Origin of the sequence: Cryobacterium sp. Hb1 (assembly GCF_004403585.1) — a bacterium.
GTDB classification, from domain to species: domain Bacteria; phylum Actinomycetota; class Actinomycetes; order Actinomycetales; family Microbacteriaceae; genus Cryobacterium; species Cryobacterium lyxosi.
This window is the reverse complement of record NZ_SOHI01000033.1, coordinates 55,798-70,258: the sequence shown is the minus strand read 5'-3', so window position 1 is coordinate 70,258 and position 14,461 is coordinate 55,798. Positions and strand designations below refer to the sequence as shown.

At 64.4% G+C, this 14,461-nt stretch carries 15 protein-coding genes; 12 read left to right on the top strand and 3 right to left on the bottom strand.

Translation table 11 applies throughout. The features are described 5' to 3' along the window. Positions 1-177 precede the first annotated feature (177 nt). The 4 genes from E3T38_RS14580 to E3T38_RS14565 all read left to right on the top strand — a co-directional run bounded on the left by E3T38_RS14580 (position 178) and on the right by E3T38_RS14565 (position 2,928). On the top strand, positions 178-750 hold the full coding sequence (locus E3T38_RS14580; protein ID WP_134548854.1) for an alternate-type signal peptide domain-containing protein: 573 nt from the start codon (positions 178-180) through the stop codon (positions 748-750). Between the two features lie 38 nt (positions 751-788). Beyond that, a complete protein-coding gene (locus tag E3T38_RS14575) occupies positions 789-1,457 on the top strand; it encodes a signal peptidase I (RefSeq protein ID WP_134548853.1) in 669 nt (222 codons plus the stop codon). A gap of 192 nt (positions 1,458-1,649) precedes the next feature. Further along, entirely contained in the window at positions 1,650-2,330 is a 681-nt protein-coding gene (locus tag E3T38_RS14570) for a hypothetical protein (protein WP_134548852.1), read from the top strand. Positions 2,331-2,415: 85 nt separating this feature from the next. After that, positions 2,416-2,928 carry a signal peptidase I gene (locus tag E3T38_RS14565; protein ID WP_134548851.1) on the top strand — a complete coding sequence of 171 codons (513 nt, stop codon included), beginning with the start codon at positions 2,416-2,418 and terminating at the stop codon, positions 2,926-2,928. On the opposite strand, the gene E3T38_RS14560 is transcribed toward E3T38_RS14565, so the two are convergent. Next, entirely contained in the window at positions 2,925-4,361 is a 1,437-nt protein-coding gene (locus tag E3T38_RS14560; protein ID WP_134548850.1) for a deoxyribodipyrimidine photo-lyase, read from the bottom strand. The two genes, E3T38_RS14565 and E3T38_RS14560, sit on opposite strands and share 4 nt — an antisense overlap. A 476-nt stretch (positions 4,362-4,837) precedes the next feature. Between E3T38_RS14560 and E3T38_RS14555 the strand changes: the two genes are divergently transcribed. The 5 genes from E3T38_RS14555 to E3T38_RS14535 all read left to right on the top strand — a co-directional run bounded on the left by E3T38_RS14555 (position 4,838) and on the right by E3T38_RS14535 (position 8,865). Then, complete coding sequence (locus E3T38_RS14555) at positions 4,838-5,467, top strand: alternate-type signal peptide domain-containing protein (RefSeq protein WP_134548849.1); 630 nt, start codon at positions 4,838-4,840, stop codon at positions 5,465-5,467. 94 nt (positions 5,468-5,561) lie between these two features. After that, positions 5,562-6,095, top strand: coding sequence for a hypothetical protein (locus E3T38_RS14550; RefSeq protein WP_134548848.1), 534 nt, complete (start codon positions 5,562-5,564; stop codon positions 6,093-6,095). 132 nt (positions 6,096-6,227) lie between these two features. Continuing rightward, positions 6,228-7,460: a fibronectin type III domain-containing protein gene (locus E3T38_RS14545; RefSeq protein WP_134548847.1), complete on the top strand. Its 1,233-nt coding sequence runs from the start codon at positions 6,228-6,230 to the stop codon at positions 7,458-7,460. Further along, positions 7,457-8,203, top strand: a complete 747-nt coding sequence (locus E3T38_RS14540) for an LPXTG cell wall anchor domain-containing protein (protein ID WP_134548846.1) — start codon at positions 7,457-7,459, stop codon at positions 8,201-8,203. The genes E3T38_RS14545 and E3T38_RS14540 overlap by 4 nt, the downstream gene beginning before the upstream one ends. Further along, on the top strand, positions 8,200-8,865 hold the full coding sequence (locus tag E3T38_RS14535) for a signal peptidase I (RefSeq protein WP_134548845.1): 666 nt from the start codon (positions 8,200-8,202) through the stop codon (positions 8,863-8,865). The genes E3T38_RS14540 and E3T38_RS14535 overlap by 4 nt, the downstream gene beginning before the upstream one ends. A gap of 22 nt (positions 8,866-8,887) precedes the next feature. On the opposite strand, the gene E3T38_RS14530 is transcribed toward E3T38_RS14535, so the two are convergent. After that, on the bottom strand, positions 8,888-9,865 hold the full coding sequence (locus tag E3T38_RS14530; RefSeq protein ID WP_241984496.1) for an NADP-dependent oxidoreductase: 978 nt from the start codon (positions 9,863-9,865) through the stop codon (positions 8,888-8,890). A 124-nt stretch (positions 9,866-9,989) separates the two neighbouring features. Next, positions 9,990-10,667: a YqaJ viral recombinase family protein gene (locus E3T38_RS14525; RefSeq protein ID WP_370449047.1), complete on the bottom strand. Its 678-nt coding sequence runs from the start codon at positions 10,665-10,667 to the stop codon at positions 9,990-9,992. 193 nt (positions 10,668-10,860) lie between these two features. Between E3T38_RS14525 and E3T38_RS14520 the strand changes: the two genes are divergently transcribed. From E3T38_RS14520 to E3T38_RS14510, 3 genes are all read left to right on the top strand, one after another. After that, positions 10,861-11,994, top strand: coding sequence for a hypothetical protein (locus tag E3T38_RS14520; RefSeq protein WP_134548844.1), 1,134 nt, complete (start codon positions 10,861-10,863; stop codon positions 11,992-11,994). 67 nt (positions 11,995-12,061) lie between these two features. Further along, positions 12,062-12,808, top strand: a complete 747-nt coding sequence (locus tag E3T38_RS14515; protein WP_134548843.1) for a response regulator transcription factor — start codon at positions 12,062-12,064, stop codon at positions 12,806-12,808. Further along, entirely contained in the window at positions 12,805-14,343 is a 1,539-nt protein-coding gene (locus E3T38_RS14510; protein WP_134548842.1) for a cell wall metabolism sensor histidine kinase WalK, read from the top strand. The genes E3T38_RS14515 and E3T38_RS14510 overlap by 4 nt, the downstream gene beginning before the upstream one ends. Positions 14,344-14,461 lie beyond the last annotated feature (118 nt).

The window sequence follows — 14,461 nt, the reverse complement described above, 5'->3', positions numbered from 1 at the left end:
CCGGCATCGACGCAGAACGCCAAGACCTACTTTTCCCTAGGTTTGGGACCCGCCGACAGGGGCGTTCCCTCCTCGGGCGGGGACCCCGGTGCCGTCTTGCGCTCCCCAAGGTCTCCGCGCGGCAAACGGTAGAGAGATCTCCTCGGTTCACCTCGATTTTGGAATGGAAGATTTCTTATGAAGCGGATCCTCACCGGTTCGATCGCCGGCGCTACTGGTATTGCACTTCTTCTTGGCGGGGCGGGAACCTTCGCGCTCTGGAATAGCTCTGCGGCCATTGCCGGCGCTCCCCTCACTGCCGGCACGCTGACGGTTGAGACTGAGGACGTTGTTTTCTGGACCGACCAGTACGGCGCCGAGATCAATATGACTGACTATAAGATCGTGCCCGGGGACGTCCTCACGTACACATCGTTCCTCGACGTGACAGCACGAGGTGACAACCTCCACGCGCGACTAGCTATCGACCACGGCTCGATCAGCTCTGAAAACTCTGATGCCAGCAAGGCGCTTCAAAAACTCCTCCACAAGACGGCCACTGTGTCGGTGGACATCGGCGACGCAATATACGTCTCCCACGCCTTCAGCGACGATCAAACCCGGTTCGACCTGAGCGAAGGCGACCACATGCTCCACGTTACGGTCATGATCGAATTCCTGGAGAGCTTTGATGGCGTCGACGACGACGACGCGAAGAACGCACTGGCCCTCTTGTCCAATCTCGGCGTGATCCTCACGCAGACCCCGTAGCCGCACGTTACCACTGAGCGCTCACGAAGGGGAGTCGGGTGAAACCAGCAGCTGTGAGCGTGAATCTCCCCGCCGACCGGCATCCACTGCCCAAACCGGTCAAGCAGGCCGCTGGCCTGTGGCGCCAGATTAGTTTCGCATTGAGTCTGGCCGTATTCCTTTTGGTAATCGGTCTCGCCGCCGTGCTGATCGTCGTGCCGAAGGTCACTGGGTCGATCCCGCTCACCGTGCTCACCAGCTCGATGGAGCCGGGATTTCCACCCGGCACGCTGATCATCGTTCGGCCCGTTGCAGTTGAAGACGTGGCCCTGGGTGACGTGATCACCTACCAAATGGAGACGGGAAAACCCGGCGTCGTTACCCACCGCGTCATCGCGATCAATATGACGGCGAATGAGCGCACGTTCGTCACGAAGGGGGACAACAACGGTGCGGCCGATGCGTCCGCCGTGCTCGAAGGGCAGATTCAAGGCCGGCTCTGGTACTCCGTTCCGCTGATTGGCTACGTCAATAATGCGGTCAATGGCGCCAACCGGGCCTGGCTCATTCCGGTGGCTGCTTCATTGCTGTTCGCCTACGCGGGCTACACGATTGTGGCCGGCGTCGTGGGCAGCGTGCGCAAGCGGCACAGAGCTGGCCAGTCGGGCGGGGCGACGCGCGACTCGGCTGCCGCTGATTCTGGCGTGGATGCCGACGAACGAAGCTAAAAAATCTATCTCTATCCGTTGCGGGCTCGTTTTGAGTGCCGCCGTCGGCAGACGTCCCGGCCCTCAGATTGGGGGTCAGCGATACCCAATGGGGGGCATACATGAGAGATGCTCGACCCTAGGGTTCTGGATGGGGATAGTGAAAGCCTTTCATTATTGCCTCTAAAACTGACAATTTGAGATGAGACTGACGTGAAACTTATGTTAAACCGCAAGAAAGCCATCATTGGGGCCGGGGGCGTCGCCGTGGCGCTGACCATGGCGCTCGCGGCGTTGGGGCCGACCGGTGCGTACTTCAGTGACACCGCGCAGGGTGAAGTGAGTGGCACCGTCGGCTCGATAAAGATCGCCGGCGCTGACGGCACCGGTACCGATTCGCTCAATCTGGCCTACACAAACCTGCTGCCGGGAACGACCCAGACCGTTGCGTCGCGCTACGTGAACACGGGTCTGAACGCTCAAGACGTCTGGGTTGTGTTCAACGACAAGGATGCTCTCCACGCTCTGAACGACCTCGGGACCTATGGCGAGTTTCACGTGGCTGCGAACGGCAAGGCACTCTTTGACTCCGCCAACCTCAGCGATGACCTGGATGACATTGAAAAGCCGAGCTGTGGGACTCTCGCGCCAACCGGATGCTGGCCGGTGCCGAAGATGATCAAGCTGGAATCGAACCTGGCACCGACAGCTGTCGGCTCTGTCTCCTTCACCTTCGGATATGCGGCAAAGATGTCTGGCCAGTCGAAGCTGGGCGGCGGAGTTTGGAACTCCTACCCGGTGAAGACGGCTCAGACGCCGAACGCGGTAGGTGCTCATAACGGCCTTCCATATCAGCTCGTCGCGACGCAGGTCGGACAGAAGCCGGGCAAGTAGGGCTCGATGAAGTGGCTCGGACGTCACTGCCGGGTAGCGGCGTCCGAGCCATTTTTCATTCCATTTTCCAGGCGAAAGACGCACCGTGAAGAGACTCAAAGGCACCGTGATTCTGCTGCTCGTGCTGGCTGCCGTCCTCACTCCGGTAGCACTGATCGCGACGGGCGCGCTGCCTTATCGGGCCTACGTCGTGCGCACCGGGTCGATGGCGCCCACCATTTCGCCGGCGAGCGTGGTGATCGTAGAGGCCGGCCAGTATGAAGTCGGGCAGGTCATCACCTTTCGGCGTCACGGTGATCGCACCACGCACCGACTCGTGGCCGTCAATGACGATACGAGCCTCACCACCAAGGGCGACGCGAATGATGCGGACGACCCGTTCACTGTGCCCCGATCTGATGTCATCGGCGGTATGACCGCCTTCGTTCCCAATCTCGGCTATCTCGTGGTCTACCTACAGAACCCGCTCGCCCTCGGCTCCCTCATCATGTGTGTGCTGAGCCTGTGGTACGTCAGCTCGTCCGAAGAGAAACCCGAGGCAAAACGAACCAAAGGTTCCACGGAGAAGACAGCAGCCGCAGCCGTTCAGGTCGCCTAGTTTGCTGATTGGGCCTTGACCCTCTCGTAGGCGGCGAGGGCGGCTCGGCGTGTTTCGCCGAGGTCGACGAGCGGTTCCGGATAGGCATCCGTGCCGTACTCGGGCACGTATTCCCGGATGTACTGCTGGTGCGGGTCGAACTTGGTTGCCTGCAGATTGGGATTGAAGATGCGAAAGTAGGGCGCAGCATCCGCTCCGGAGCCGGCCACCCACTGCCAGCCGAAGGGGTTGCTCGCAGCGTCGGCATCGACCAGGGTGTCCCAGAACCAGCGCTCTCCTTCGCGCCAGTCGACCAACATATTCTTGATCAGGAATGATGCGGTAACCATGCGTACCCGATTATGCATGCTTCCCGTGCGCCACAGTTCGCGCATCCCGGCGTCGACGAGCGCAAAGCCGGTGCGGCCCTGTTTCCAAGCGGCGAGTGCACGCTCGTCGACCGGGGGCCACGGGAAAGCATCGAAGGCGGGGCGCAGGTTCTTCGTCGCGAGATCGGGGGCGTGAAAGAGCACGTGGTAGGTGAACTCGCGCCAGCCGAGCTCGGTGAGAAATCGGGTCGCGCTCGTCAGTGCCGGGCCGGAGAGTCCACGTTGAGCTTGCTGCGTGGCGGCCCAAACCTGATGCGGGCTGATCTCGCCCCAGCGCAGGTAAGGTGACAGGCGCGACGTGGCGTTCTGGGCCGGTTCGTCACGTTCGGCGGCGTAGCGAGGGAGCGCTTCGGCGAGAAAGCGCTCGAGCATTTTCTGAGCGGATGCCTCGCCCGGCGTCCAGGCGGCGCGCAGCCCGGCGGCCCAGTCGGGCGCACTGGGCTCGAGGCCCCAGTCGTTCAGGTTGTCGGAGTCGAGGCCGTCTGCCGCGTTGCCGCCCGTCGAGCTGGCAATGCTGGTGGGCGCCGGGTATGGCGCGCGCGGCGGCGGGCCTGCTGTGCAGGAACGCCAGAACGGCGTGAAAACCGAGTAAGGGCCGCCTTGTCCGGTCTGAACCGTCCAGGGTTCAAACAGGAGCGAACCCGCAAAACTATGGGTGTCCACGCCGCGCCCGCGCAGCTCGGCCTTGATCGCGGTGTCGATCGTGCGTTCTGCCTCGCCGTAGCGGCGATTCCAGAAGACCGCCGCGGCATCCGTGTCATGCACGATCTGGGCGATGATTGCGGCCGCAGCACCCCGGCGCAGGATGAGGCGCCCGCCGAGCTTTTCGAGGGTCGCAGCGAGAGATCGCAAGCTTTGGTGTAGCCACCAGCGTGCCGCACCTCCGAGCGGACGCACGCCGGGAGATTCGTCGTCAAACACGTACACGGCCACGATCGGTCGTTGACGGGCCAGAGCGGCGTGCAGGGCCGGATGGTCGGCGACCCTCAGATCGTCGCGGAACCAGACGATGACGGGGCCGGCGGGCTCGTCGGGTTGGGGGGTGATGGCGGGGGGTGCAGTCATGGGCGTCTCCTCCTGAGAACTCCAGTGTGGACCCTTACAGCGAGTAGACCAATTCGGAGGTAGAACGCTCTGTATCGGTCTGGTCTCCTATGGCTCGCCGAGGCATCTAAGACGCTAAAACCTCGGTATGTCTATAAAAAACTACGAAAATCTGCCCAAAATTCTCTGAATGCTAGACAAAAGCACCGTATTCGCTTAAAAGTCTCATTCCCTATTCTGGGGGTTTGAGCAGGACAGACATATCCGTCTGTCCCATCTAGTGTGTGAATCGCGGATGGCGCTACAGCCGAAAAAATCATCGGCGAGTTGTCGCAATTCATGGCTTGATACCCAGAGCCCTGGCCGCCAGCCGCAACGACGGCGTGCTTACCCCACGCCGGCCACGTGGCGGGTTTTCTTACCGTTGCTCCACGCCTGCCGATTTCTGGCCTGCGATCACCCGAAGTTTTCAGACCAGTTCTCGAAGGGTTTTACTCATGAACAAGCTCACCAAAGGCGCGATTGCCGGCGCTGCCGGCCTGACCCTGCTACTCGGCGGCGGCACGACTTTCGCACTGTGGAACTCCTCGGCGGAGGTTCCCGGCGGCACGATTGTTGCCGGAAACTTAGCCGTTGCCCCCAGCATGGTCGACGGCGTCGAAGCCGTAGGAACCTGGATCGTGAAGGACGGAACCGCCGCAGGCAGGGCGATCCCTGTGTTGTCCAATTTCAAAGCCTCGCCCGGTGATGTGCTGGTATACACCAAGTCCATGCACATCACGGCCAGTGGCGATAACCTCGTCGCCGAGCTGGCGCTTGCCCCGGGTTCGATTGTCGCTTCAGAGACGAGTGTTCCTGCCGATGTCAATCTCGCGGAGTATCTCGTCGGGACCGCGGTCTTGACAGCGGATGGTACTGGAATCAGCGACAACTACTTCGAGGCCTACCGGACGGTGACCACCGGTCCGACGAAATATGTCGTCACGCCCGGAACGGGAGTGGTCGATGAAGACGTCACCGTCGAGGTGACGATCACGTTCCCGAACGGCGCCTTGGGTCTTGAGAACACCATGATGCTCGGTTCGGTCGCCCTGCAAGACATGGCGGTCACGCTCACCCAGCAGTAACCGGTCTGTGCCGCGGTGTCCACCACCCGACGAGGGGCACCCCGAAAATGGCCAGCACGCAGTGTCCTTTCGATTCGCGAAAGCCGGTGATCTTTTGAAAACATATCTACTCGCAAGCGCGGCCATTCTGGGTGCTACCCTGCTGGCGACGGCCGCTGTTGGCGGAACCTATGCCCTTCTCAACTCAAGCGCCTCGGCCGGTCAGACGGTGACCATTCAGGCTGGATCGGCAGCCGTCAGCATCACGTCACCCCTCGTGCTGTCGGACGCCCAGCTGTATCCGGGAGCGAGAAATGTTGGCACGGTCGAAGTGCGAAACGACGGCACTGTGTCGCTCGCGCTTCGGCTTTTTGGACTGACGCCGCCGACGGCCCAGACCGCATTGTCTGAGGACTTGATCGTAGGTGCTCGAACAGTGTCGGCGGCGAGCGAGTGCACGTCGAGCCTGACACCGACCATTACCGGTACTTTCCGTTCCGCGCCGGTTGCCGAGCTCGGTACGATCCTCGCCCCGGGGGCTACGGCAATGCTCTGCGTCTCGGTGGTGCTTTCAGCGGATGCCCCGAGCGCCAGCCAATCCCAGGCTGCGACCAGTTTCGGACTTTTAATTGATGGACGACAGGTCTAGCCCGTGAAATTGCATCGTCACTTCTCGCGTTCCCTGCGACTAAGAACAAGACTCCCGACTGCTCACCGACACGCATCCCGGCCTCGCTGGCCCGCTACGCGGTCAGCCCTCACGATCGCGAGCGCTGTCTTTTTGACTCTCTCAGGCTCTGGAATTGCCCAAGCCCTCTGGACCGCCGCGGCGGTCCATCCCACGGCATCCGTTCGGTCGGGCGCGGTGACGATCAGCCAGGCGGGGTTTGCCGAACTCGCGACGACGTACACGTCCACCGCCCTCTCGACCACGAAGCTCATTACGGTATCCAACGAAGGTGTGCCAGCCAGCTACAGTTTGGTGCTCGGCTCAGCCTCGTCTACCCCGGCCTCGTTCGCCGAGGCGATCACCGTGCGCACCTGGGCGATTGACGCGGCCGATACCTGCGCTTCGACGCCGTCGACCGGCACGCGAAGCAGCACCTGGGCGAGTGGACTCACACTCAGCGGCTCTTTGGCGCCGGGGGCTTCGGCGCGCTATTGCGTGCAGACCGCGATCACCAGCGCGGCCGCTGGGAACGCGCCCGGCACGACGATGACGGCGCGAATGGATCTGCAAGCGCGTGCCGACAACTGGACCTCACCGGTGACGACCTTGACAATCGTGCAGAAGGTGGCCGACACCGCTCCGCGGTCGCTGGCGGCGGTCAAGAAGACGGCCAGCTCTATCTCGTTGAGCTGGGATGCACCCGACGATAAATCCGTGACGCGATACCAGCTGTATCAAGGTAGTACGGCAGTATCGTCGGCGCAGACCGCAACCACCTTCACGGACACGGGCCTGACGGCAAATACTGCCTACGGTTACACGGTGTATTCAGTGGATGGCGACGACAACCGTCTGGCAGCCTCGAACGTGCTCGCTGTCACGACGGATAGAAAGGTGCCGGCGCCGAATACCTGGTACCACGTCGTTACCGCAGACGGAAGCTGCGTCGATGCCGCAGCTCCGCAGGAAGAAGGCAGAGTGCTTGCAACGACGCTGTGCTCGACGGCCTCATCATCGAGCTTTCGCTTCGTCGCGGATGCAGAAGGCGCTTACACGGTCAACGCAAAAACGAACGCCAGGGTGTGGGATTCCAGGGCTAAGAAGCAGGGCTCGTCCGACGTGACACTGAGCGTCGAAGATGGCGGACCACAGAGATTGGAGCGACACTTCGCTCTCATCAGTGTTGATGACACGACCGGGGCGTTCCAGATTCGCAGCATGCAGGTAAGTAAACACTGTATGCAATCGGGCGCTTCGGGTGCCGCGCTCACCATGCAGTCCTGCGACACCACGATTCCCATCCAGGACGACCAGCAATTCACCTTGGTCGAGGTGGCACCATGAGCGGATACCTGATCGGAGCGCGCTGGGCAGCGGGCGTGCTGCTGCTCCTCGCGATTACTGGGGCCGCCACTCCTGCGCGTGCTGCGCTGAACGACACGGCCAACCGCGGGGCAGCAACCGACGTGCGGGTCAGCAGCGACGGAGTGCATTTTGCCGGCAGCCTGCCTGCCGGGCTGTTCGACTCCTTCGGCACGTTGATTCCTGGCGGGTCGATGCGGTCGGAGCTGTGGATTCAGAACCCGAGCGAGGCGCCCGCGAACGTGCGGCTGAGCCTGCGCGAGCCAGGCGAGGCATCCGCTGATCTGACGGAATACCTCACCCTGAGCGTCCACGACGTCGCGTCCCACATCGTGACGACCGTTCCACTGCGGAGCGGTGAGAACTGTGCGGTACTCACGCCGGCCCAGCCTCTCGCCGCCGGAGCAACCCTGCGAGTTGCAATCACCATCGAGATGATGAACGTGACCGGGCTGACCGCCCAAAACACGAGCACCGACCTGGGAATCCTGGTCGCCCTGCGCGATGGAGAGGCCGGACCGTTTGGGCCTTCGGCGTGCGACGACGACGGCGTTCTGATCCCGGCAACGGCAACGGCAACGGCAGGGGCAGGGCTTGCGGCGCCGCTCGGGTCGGTTGCCCTGCCGCGCACCGGTGTCGACCTGCCCATTCCCGCGCTCATCGGCGGAGGGCTGATGCTCGGTGTCGGCGGGCTTCTCGTCACCCGGCGTCGGCGCGAGCCGTGACCGGACATCAGACACTCGCGCCTGTCGACCGACCCCAGGAATTTGCAGCCGCCTCGCCCGCTCCCCCCGAGAGCAGCATCTGGCGGTACCTCGGGTTGGCGCTCAGCGCGGCCCTGCTCCTGCTCGTCGTCGGTCTCGGGGTGCTGCTCGTGGTGATTCCCAAAATGACCGGCGCGACCCCGCTGACCGTGCTGACCAGCTCCATGGCGCCGGGGCTTCCACCGGGCACTCTGGTCATCGTGCGCCCGGTCGCCGCCGAGGCGCTGCGCATCGGCGACGTCGTCACTTATCAAATGGTGTCGAATGATGCCAAGGTCGTGACGCACCGCATCATTTCGATCACGTCGAGCTCAGACGGGTCGCGTTCTTTTATCGTGCAGGGTGACAACAACAGCGCGCCCGACGACGATCCGGTGCTGGCCGAGCAGGTTCAGGGCCGGCTCTGGTACGCGGTGCCCTATGTCGGCTACGTCAACAACGTGCTCAACGGGGCGAACCGGGCTTGGATCATCCCCGTGTTGACCGTCGCGCTTTTCGGCTATGCCGGATTCATGGTCGCCGGAGGTGTGCTTGACCGCAGACGAACTCGCTCGCGGGCAGCCGATGCCAGCGAGCCGGGCATCGCGGGCGCGACGAGGGCAGGCGCGGCTGAGCGCTCGTGATAGCCGGCCAATCGCTTGACGATTAAGACACGCGCAGCACGATCTTGCCGCGGGTATGACCCTCCTCGAGCAGCCGATGGGCCGCGGCACCGTCGGCGAGGTCGAACACCGAGTCGACGTGCACCCGTACGATACCCGCGTCGAGCAGTGCCGAGATTTCGTCGAGCACGCGTGCGTCGGGAGACACCTTGAAACCGGTTGCGCGTCGTCCTGCTGCTGCGGCATCCGCTGCCAAGGTTGGCCAGCTGCCGGTCGGCGCGTTCACGAGCAGGCCGTCGGGGCGGAGCACAGCGAGGGAACGGGTGCCGGTATTGTCGTGCACGTTGCCAATGAGGTCGATGACCGAGTCGAGGTCGTGGACCACGTCTTCGAAGCGCGTTGTCGTGTAGTCGATGACCTCGTCGGCGCCGAGCTCGCGCAGAAAGTCGAGGTTGCGGGTCGATGCCGTAGCGGTCACGTGGGCGCCGAGAACCCGGGCGAACTGCACTGCGAAGTGGCCGACGCCGCCGCTGGCGGCGTGCACGAGCATGCGCTGCCCGGGGGCGGCTCCGGCCAGCTTGACCATGCCCCATGCGGTCAGGGCCGCGAGGGGAACCGCGGCCGCCTCGGCGTGACTGAGCCGGGCCGGTTTTCGGGTGACGCTCAGGCTCGACACCGAGACGTACTCGGCGAAGCTGCCGCTGATGCGCGGAACCCGGCCCATGCCGTAGACGGCATCGCCCGGCTGGAGTGGCGCGGCCTCGAAGGCAGCGCGCACGACGATTCCGCTGAAATCGTTGCCGAGAATGGCCGGGTAGCTCTCGATGGCGGCCGCGACACCCGTGCCGGAGCGCGTCTTGGCGTCGATCGGGTTGAGGCCGGCCGCGATGACCTTGACGAGAACCTCGTCGACAATCTGGCGTGGCAGCATTCGATCGGCCAGGTGCAACACTTCGGGGGCGCCGGTCTCGTCGATAACCAGGGCGCGCATGGTCTGCGGCAGTTCGAATTCAGGAGCCATGCTCCCCATTCTGCTGCATTCGCTGCCCCTGCACTGCGGACGGGGCCCGGGCCCGGAACGCGGGCCCAGTTTATAACCTGGGCCCGGGGACGGGGCCTGGGCCCCGTCCCCGAAAAGAGGGAGGCTAGCGGCGGGCCTGCTCGTCGAGATTGTCGATCAGGGCATTGGCGAGCCCGACCAGAATGGCGATCTGGTCCTCGTCCCGCTCGATCCAGCGACATTCGGGCACGGCCGCCACCGGTACGAAGTCGAGGTGTTCTTCCCAGACCAGCAGGGTGCGGTCGGCACCGAGCACATACTGCTGCCACCACACCTGCCGCAGATAGCTGCGGGGAATGCTGCGCCACGGCTTGCTCGTGGTCTTGATCTCGGCCAGGTGCAGGTCGCCGCCGGCTACAACGCCGACGCCATCGGGGGTCGCCAGATGTCGCGGATGCCCGAGCGACCGAAACAGGTTCGTGCTCGGCTCGATGCCGTAGTTCTCCAGAACCCAGGCGGCTATGACGGGTTCTCGGGCGCGACCATGGTCGGTGTAGCTGTTGCCGGAGAAACTCGTACCGTGCATTTTGTCGTGCGCGGCGTTCACGATGGATTTCGGGGTCGACAGTTTGGCGACATCCGTTGCGGTGATGCCCTGGTTGCGCGCGCGCAGCCAGGCCACCCGGTCGGTGGAGTCGGCGACGATGCGCAGAGTGTGCGGCGCCGGTGCTGGTGGCCGTTCCGCTGCCGCCAGTACAGCGAATACAGCGGGGTGCGCCGAAGACTGGTCCAGATCGAAGAGGGACAGCGTGGAATTTGGCACTCCTCTATTGTGTGCCCGCGGGGCCGGTCGGCGCGCCACCGCCACGGGCGCGGTCTGATTGCCGGCCGCATGTGCGGCCGACGCCAGGCCCGCCTGCCCAGCCGTAGCCACGCATCCGCTGCCGTGAGAATTGTTATCGCGACGAGACCTGGGTTCGCTAGCCTGAGACGACGGCAACCAATCGGGGGAACAAATGGCGCAGCAGCTTCCCGCTCGATTCACACTCGCCGGGGCCGTCACGTTGGCCCTGCTGCTCAGCGGATGCGCCGGCCTCCCCGGCTATCCGGCTGCGACTGGCACTCCAGTGGCGCAGCTCGTCGCCGACGTCGACTGCCAGGCGCCCAACCTCAAGAACAACTGGATGGTTTTTCGGGAAGGCGCTTTGCCCCAAACCGATCTGACGGCCACGCACCCCGACGCCCCGGAGCCGGGCATGGTTCCGACCGATTTCGAACCGGTCGCGGTGCACCTCTGTACTTTGTTCGGCAGCGTCGACGACGATCAGGGCCGCTGGGCAGCCGTGACGGTCGAGACCCGCACCGGAGACTTCGGCCCGCTACTGTCGGCGCTCGCCGAACCCAGCGACCAGGCCGGGTTCAATCAGGCCTGCACGGCCGATATGGAGTTCGTGCCGGAACTCTGGCTGGAAAACGCTGCGGGTGAGGCGATGCGGGCGGCCTGGCCGAGCACCGCCTGCGGCAAGACCAAGCGGGCGACGTGGACAGCGCTCGAGAAGCTCGCGCTGACCGACACGGTAAAACTGCCACTCGTACTGGAGGTCACCCGCCCGGCCCTCGACGCCGGCTGCGTCATGAGTGCGGGCACGCCTGAGCAATCGCTGCAGTTCGGCGTCACCGGCTTGCAGACGAACGTCACCACCGGTGAGGTCGGCGAAAACGTCCTGCCGGTTCCCGTGCCCCCGGCAGAGATTGTGTCCTACGACGGCGTCGACGGCGCGAGCGTCTGCTTCTACACGGTGGACCCGGCCGCCGAATCCGAGCCCAGGGAGCTGAGGGAGCTGAGGGACGTTGACGGCATGGAATTCAGCGACGACGCGCTGGGCTCCATGCTTAGCCTGCAGTTCGGTACCTTCGAAAGCGCGACCACCCTTTCAGCGGATGCCGCAGCGCTGCTTCCGGCCGCAGCATCCGCTCTGCCCGCCCCCGAGTGCACGGCCGACCTCACCCGATTCGCCGTGCTCTGGCCCCAGCGCGTCGGCACCCGGCTGGGCAGTCCGATCCAGGTCGAGCTCGACGGCTGCCAGCGACTCTTCGCCGGCGCGGCGTTCGTGCCAGCGCCAGCCTTGCTGGCTGCCCTGAACGGCTAATCGGGCCACAGGTATCCGACGGTGCACCCATAGCGCGTTCATAGGCAACTGCCGGATACTCATCAGAATGAGCACACGTGAGAGCACCCACACGGGCCACGGCCCGCGCTTGACCAAGGCCGACGGCAGTGCCATTCGGGTTCTGGTCGTTGATGACGAGCCCACGCTCACCGATCTGCTCTCGATGGCCCTGCGCTACGAAGGCTGGGAGGTGCGCACCGCCGGCGAAGGCCGTCAGGCGCTGACTATCGCCCGCGAATTTCGGCCGGACGCCATCGTGCTCGACATCATGCTGCCCGACATCGATGGCCTGCAGGTGCTGCAGCGGGTGCGCGCCGACGGCTACGAGACTCCCGTGCTCTTTCTCACCGCCAAGGACTCGCTCGACGACCGCATCGCGGGGCTCACCGCCGGCGGCGACGATTACGTCACCAAACCCTTCAGCCTCGAGGAAGTCGTCGCTCGGCTGCGCGGCCTTATTCGCCGCTCCACCCTCGCCGTTGCTGACTCAACCGACCCCCGCATCAACGTCGGCGACCTCACCCTCGACGAAGACAGTTATGAGGTGTTCCGCGATGGCGAAGCCATCGAACTGACCGCGACCGAATTCGAACTGCTGCGTTTTCTCATGCGTAACCCGCGCCGGGTACTCAGCAAGGCGCAAATTCTCGACCGGGTCTGGAGCTACGACTTCGGCGGCAAGTCGAGCGTTGTCGAGATCTACATTTCTTACCTGCGCAAGAAGATCGATGCCGGCCGGGAGCCGATGATCCACACGGTGCGTGGCGCCGGCTACATGCTGAAGACGGTATGACCAAGCAGCGGATGCCGCGCCGCCTCAGCCGACACCGCTCGCCCTGGACTCTGCAGCGGCGTCTCGTACTCACTGTGGTCGGGCTGCTCGCGCTCGTGAGCCTCACGATCGGCGTGGTGAGCGTGGTTATTTTGCGCGCCTCCCTGCTTGATCGCCTCGACGTGCAGCTGGCCTCCGCCGTTGACCGATCGGGCGTTGCGCTGGGCGGTGTCGGAGACAACGACGGCGATCGTTCCGGTGACCTGCCGGGGAGCCGCTACTTTGGCACGCCGACGGCCGACAGCATTCTCAGTGGACCCGCCCAGCCGCCCGGTCTGCTCGCGCTGGTCTACGATAAATCCACCATCACTACCGGCTACACCGACGATCGCAGTGGCGTGATCGAAGCGCTCACCACCCAGCAGGTGCAGCTTCTCGCCGACCACGTCAACCAGTTGGCGCCAGTAACCGTCGATCTCGGCGGTGAGCTCGGTGACTATCGGGTGCAGGTCGAGACGTCCCGCTCCGGCACGCTCTATCTGGTCGGTTTGCCCCTGACCGGAGTGGCGGCCACCGCAGCCCAGCTGGCTGTGATCATTGGCCTGGTCTCGCTCGCGGGGCTTGTCGTGGTCGCTGTCATTGCCGCCTGGGTGGTGCGGCTGGCCCTGCGTCCCCTTCAACGCATGACAGCGACGGCCACTCGGGTGGCGCAGCTGCCCCTCGACCGCGGCGAGGTGTCCCTCGATGATCGGGTTCCGGCGGGGGACACCGACCCGCGCACCGAGGTGGGCCGGGTCGGCGCGGCGCTCAACCGCATGCTCGACCATGTCAACCGCGCCCTGGAAGCGCGGCAGGCCAGCGAGCGCAGAGTGCGTCAGTTCGTCGCCGACGCGAGCCACGAGTTGCGCACGCCGTTGGCCTCCATTCGTGGTTACTCCGAACTCACCCGGCGCAGCGGCCAGGAATTGCCGCCCGACACGATGCACGCACTCGGTCGCATCGAGTCGGAGTCGGTGCGCATGACGGGGATAGTCGAAGACCTGCTGCTGCTCGCCCGCCTCGACGAGGGCCGCGAGCTTGATTTGCAGCCGGTGGATCTCACCATGCTGCTCGTCGACGCCGTCAGCGATGCCCACGCCGCCGGCCGCGATCACGTCTGGAACCTCGACCTGCCCGACAAACCCCTCGAGGCGATCGGCGACGAATCGCGCCTGCGCCAGGTGATCGCCAACCTGCTCACCAACGCACGGGTGCACACCAATGCTGGCACCACGGTTCTGGTCGCGCTCGACGAGCACGACGAACGCGCAGTGATATCAGTGACGGATGACGGTCCCGGCATTCCCGAGGAGCTTTCAGCCACCCTGTTCGAGCGTTTTGCCCGCGGTGACAGCTCACGTTTTCGCGCCGCCAACGCCGCGGGCACGCCGAGTACCGGGAGCACCGGCCTCGGTTTGGCCATCGTGGCCGCGGTCGTCGCTGCGCACCACGGCGAGGTCACCGTCGACAGCCGGCCCGGCCAGACAACCTTCCGCGTCTCGCTGCCGATGGCCTGACGCGCTGGCCTGACGCGCTGGCCTGACGCGGGTCAGTCGGGAGTGTTCAGCCGAGGTGCTGAATATGGCGACACCCGCCGAGAGGGTCGCGATGTCAGCCATGTGTCATCCTCTTCGA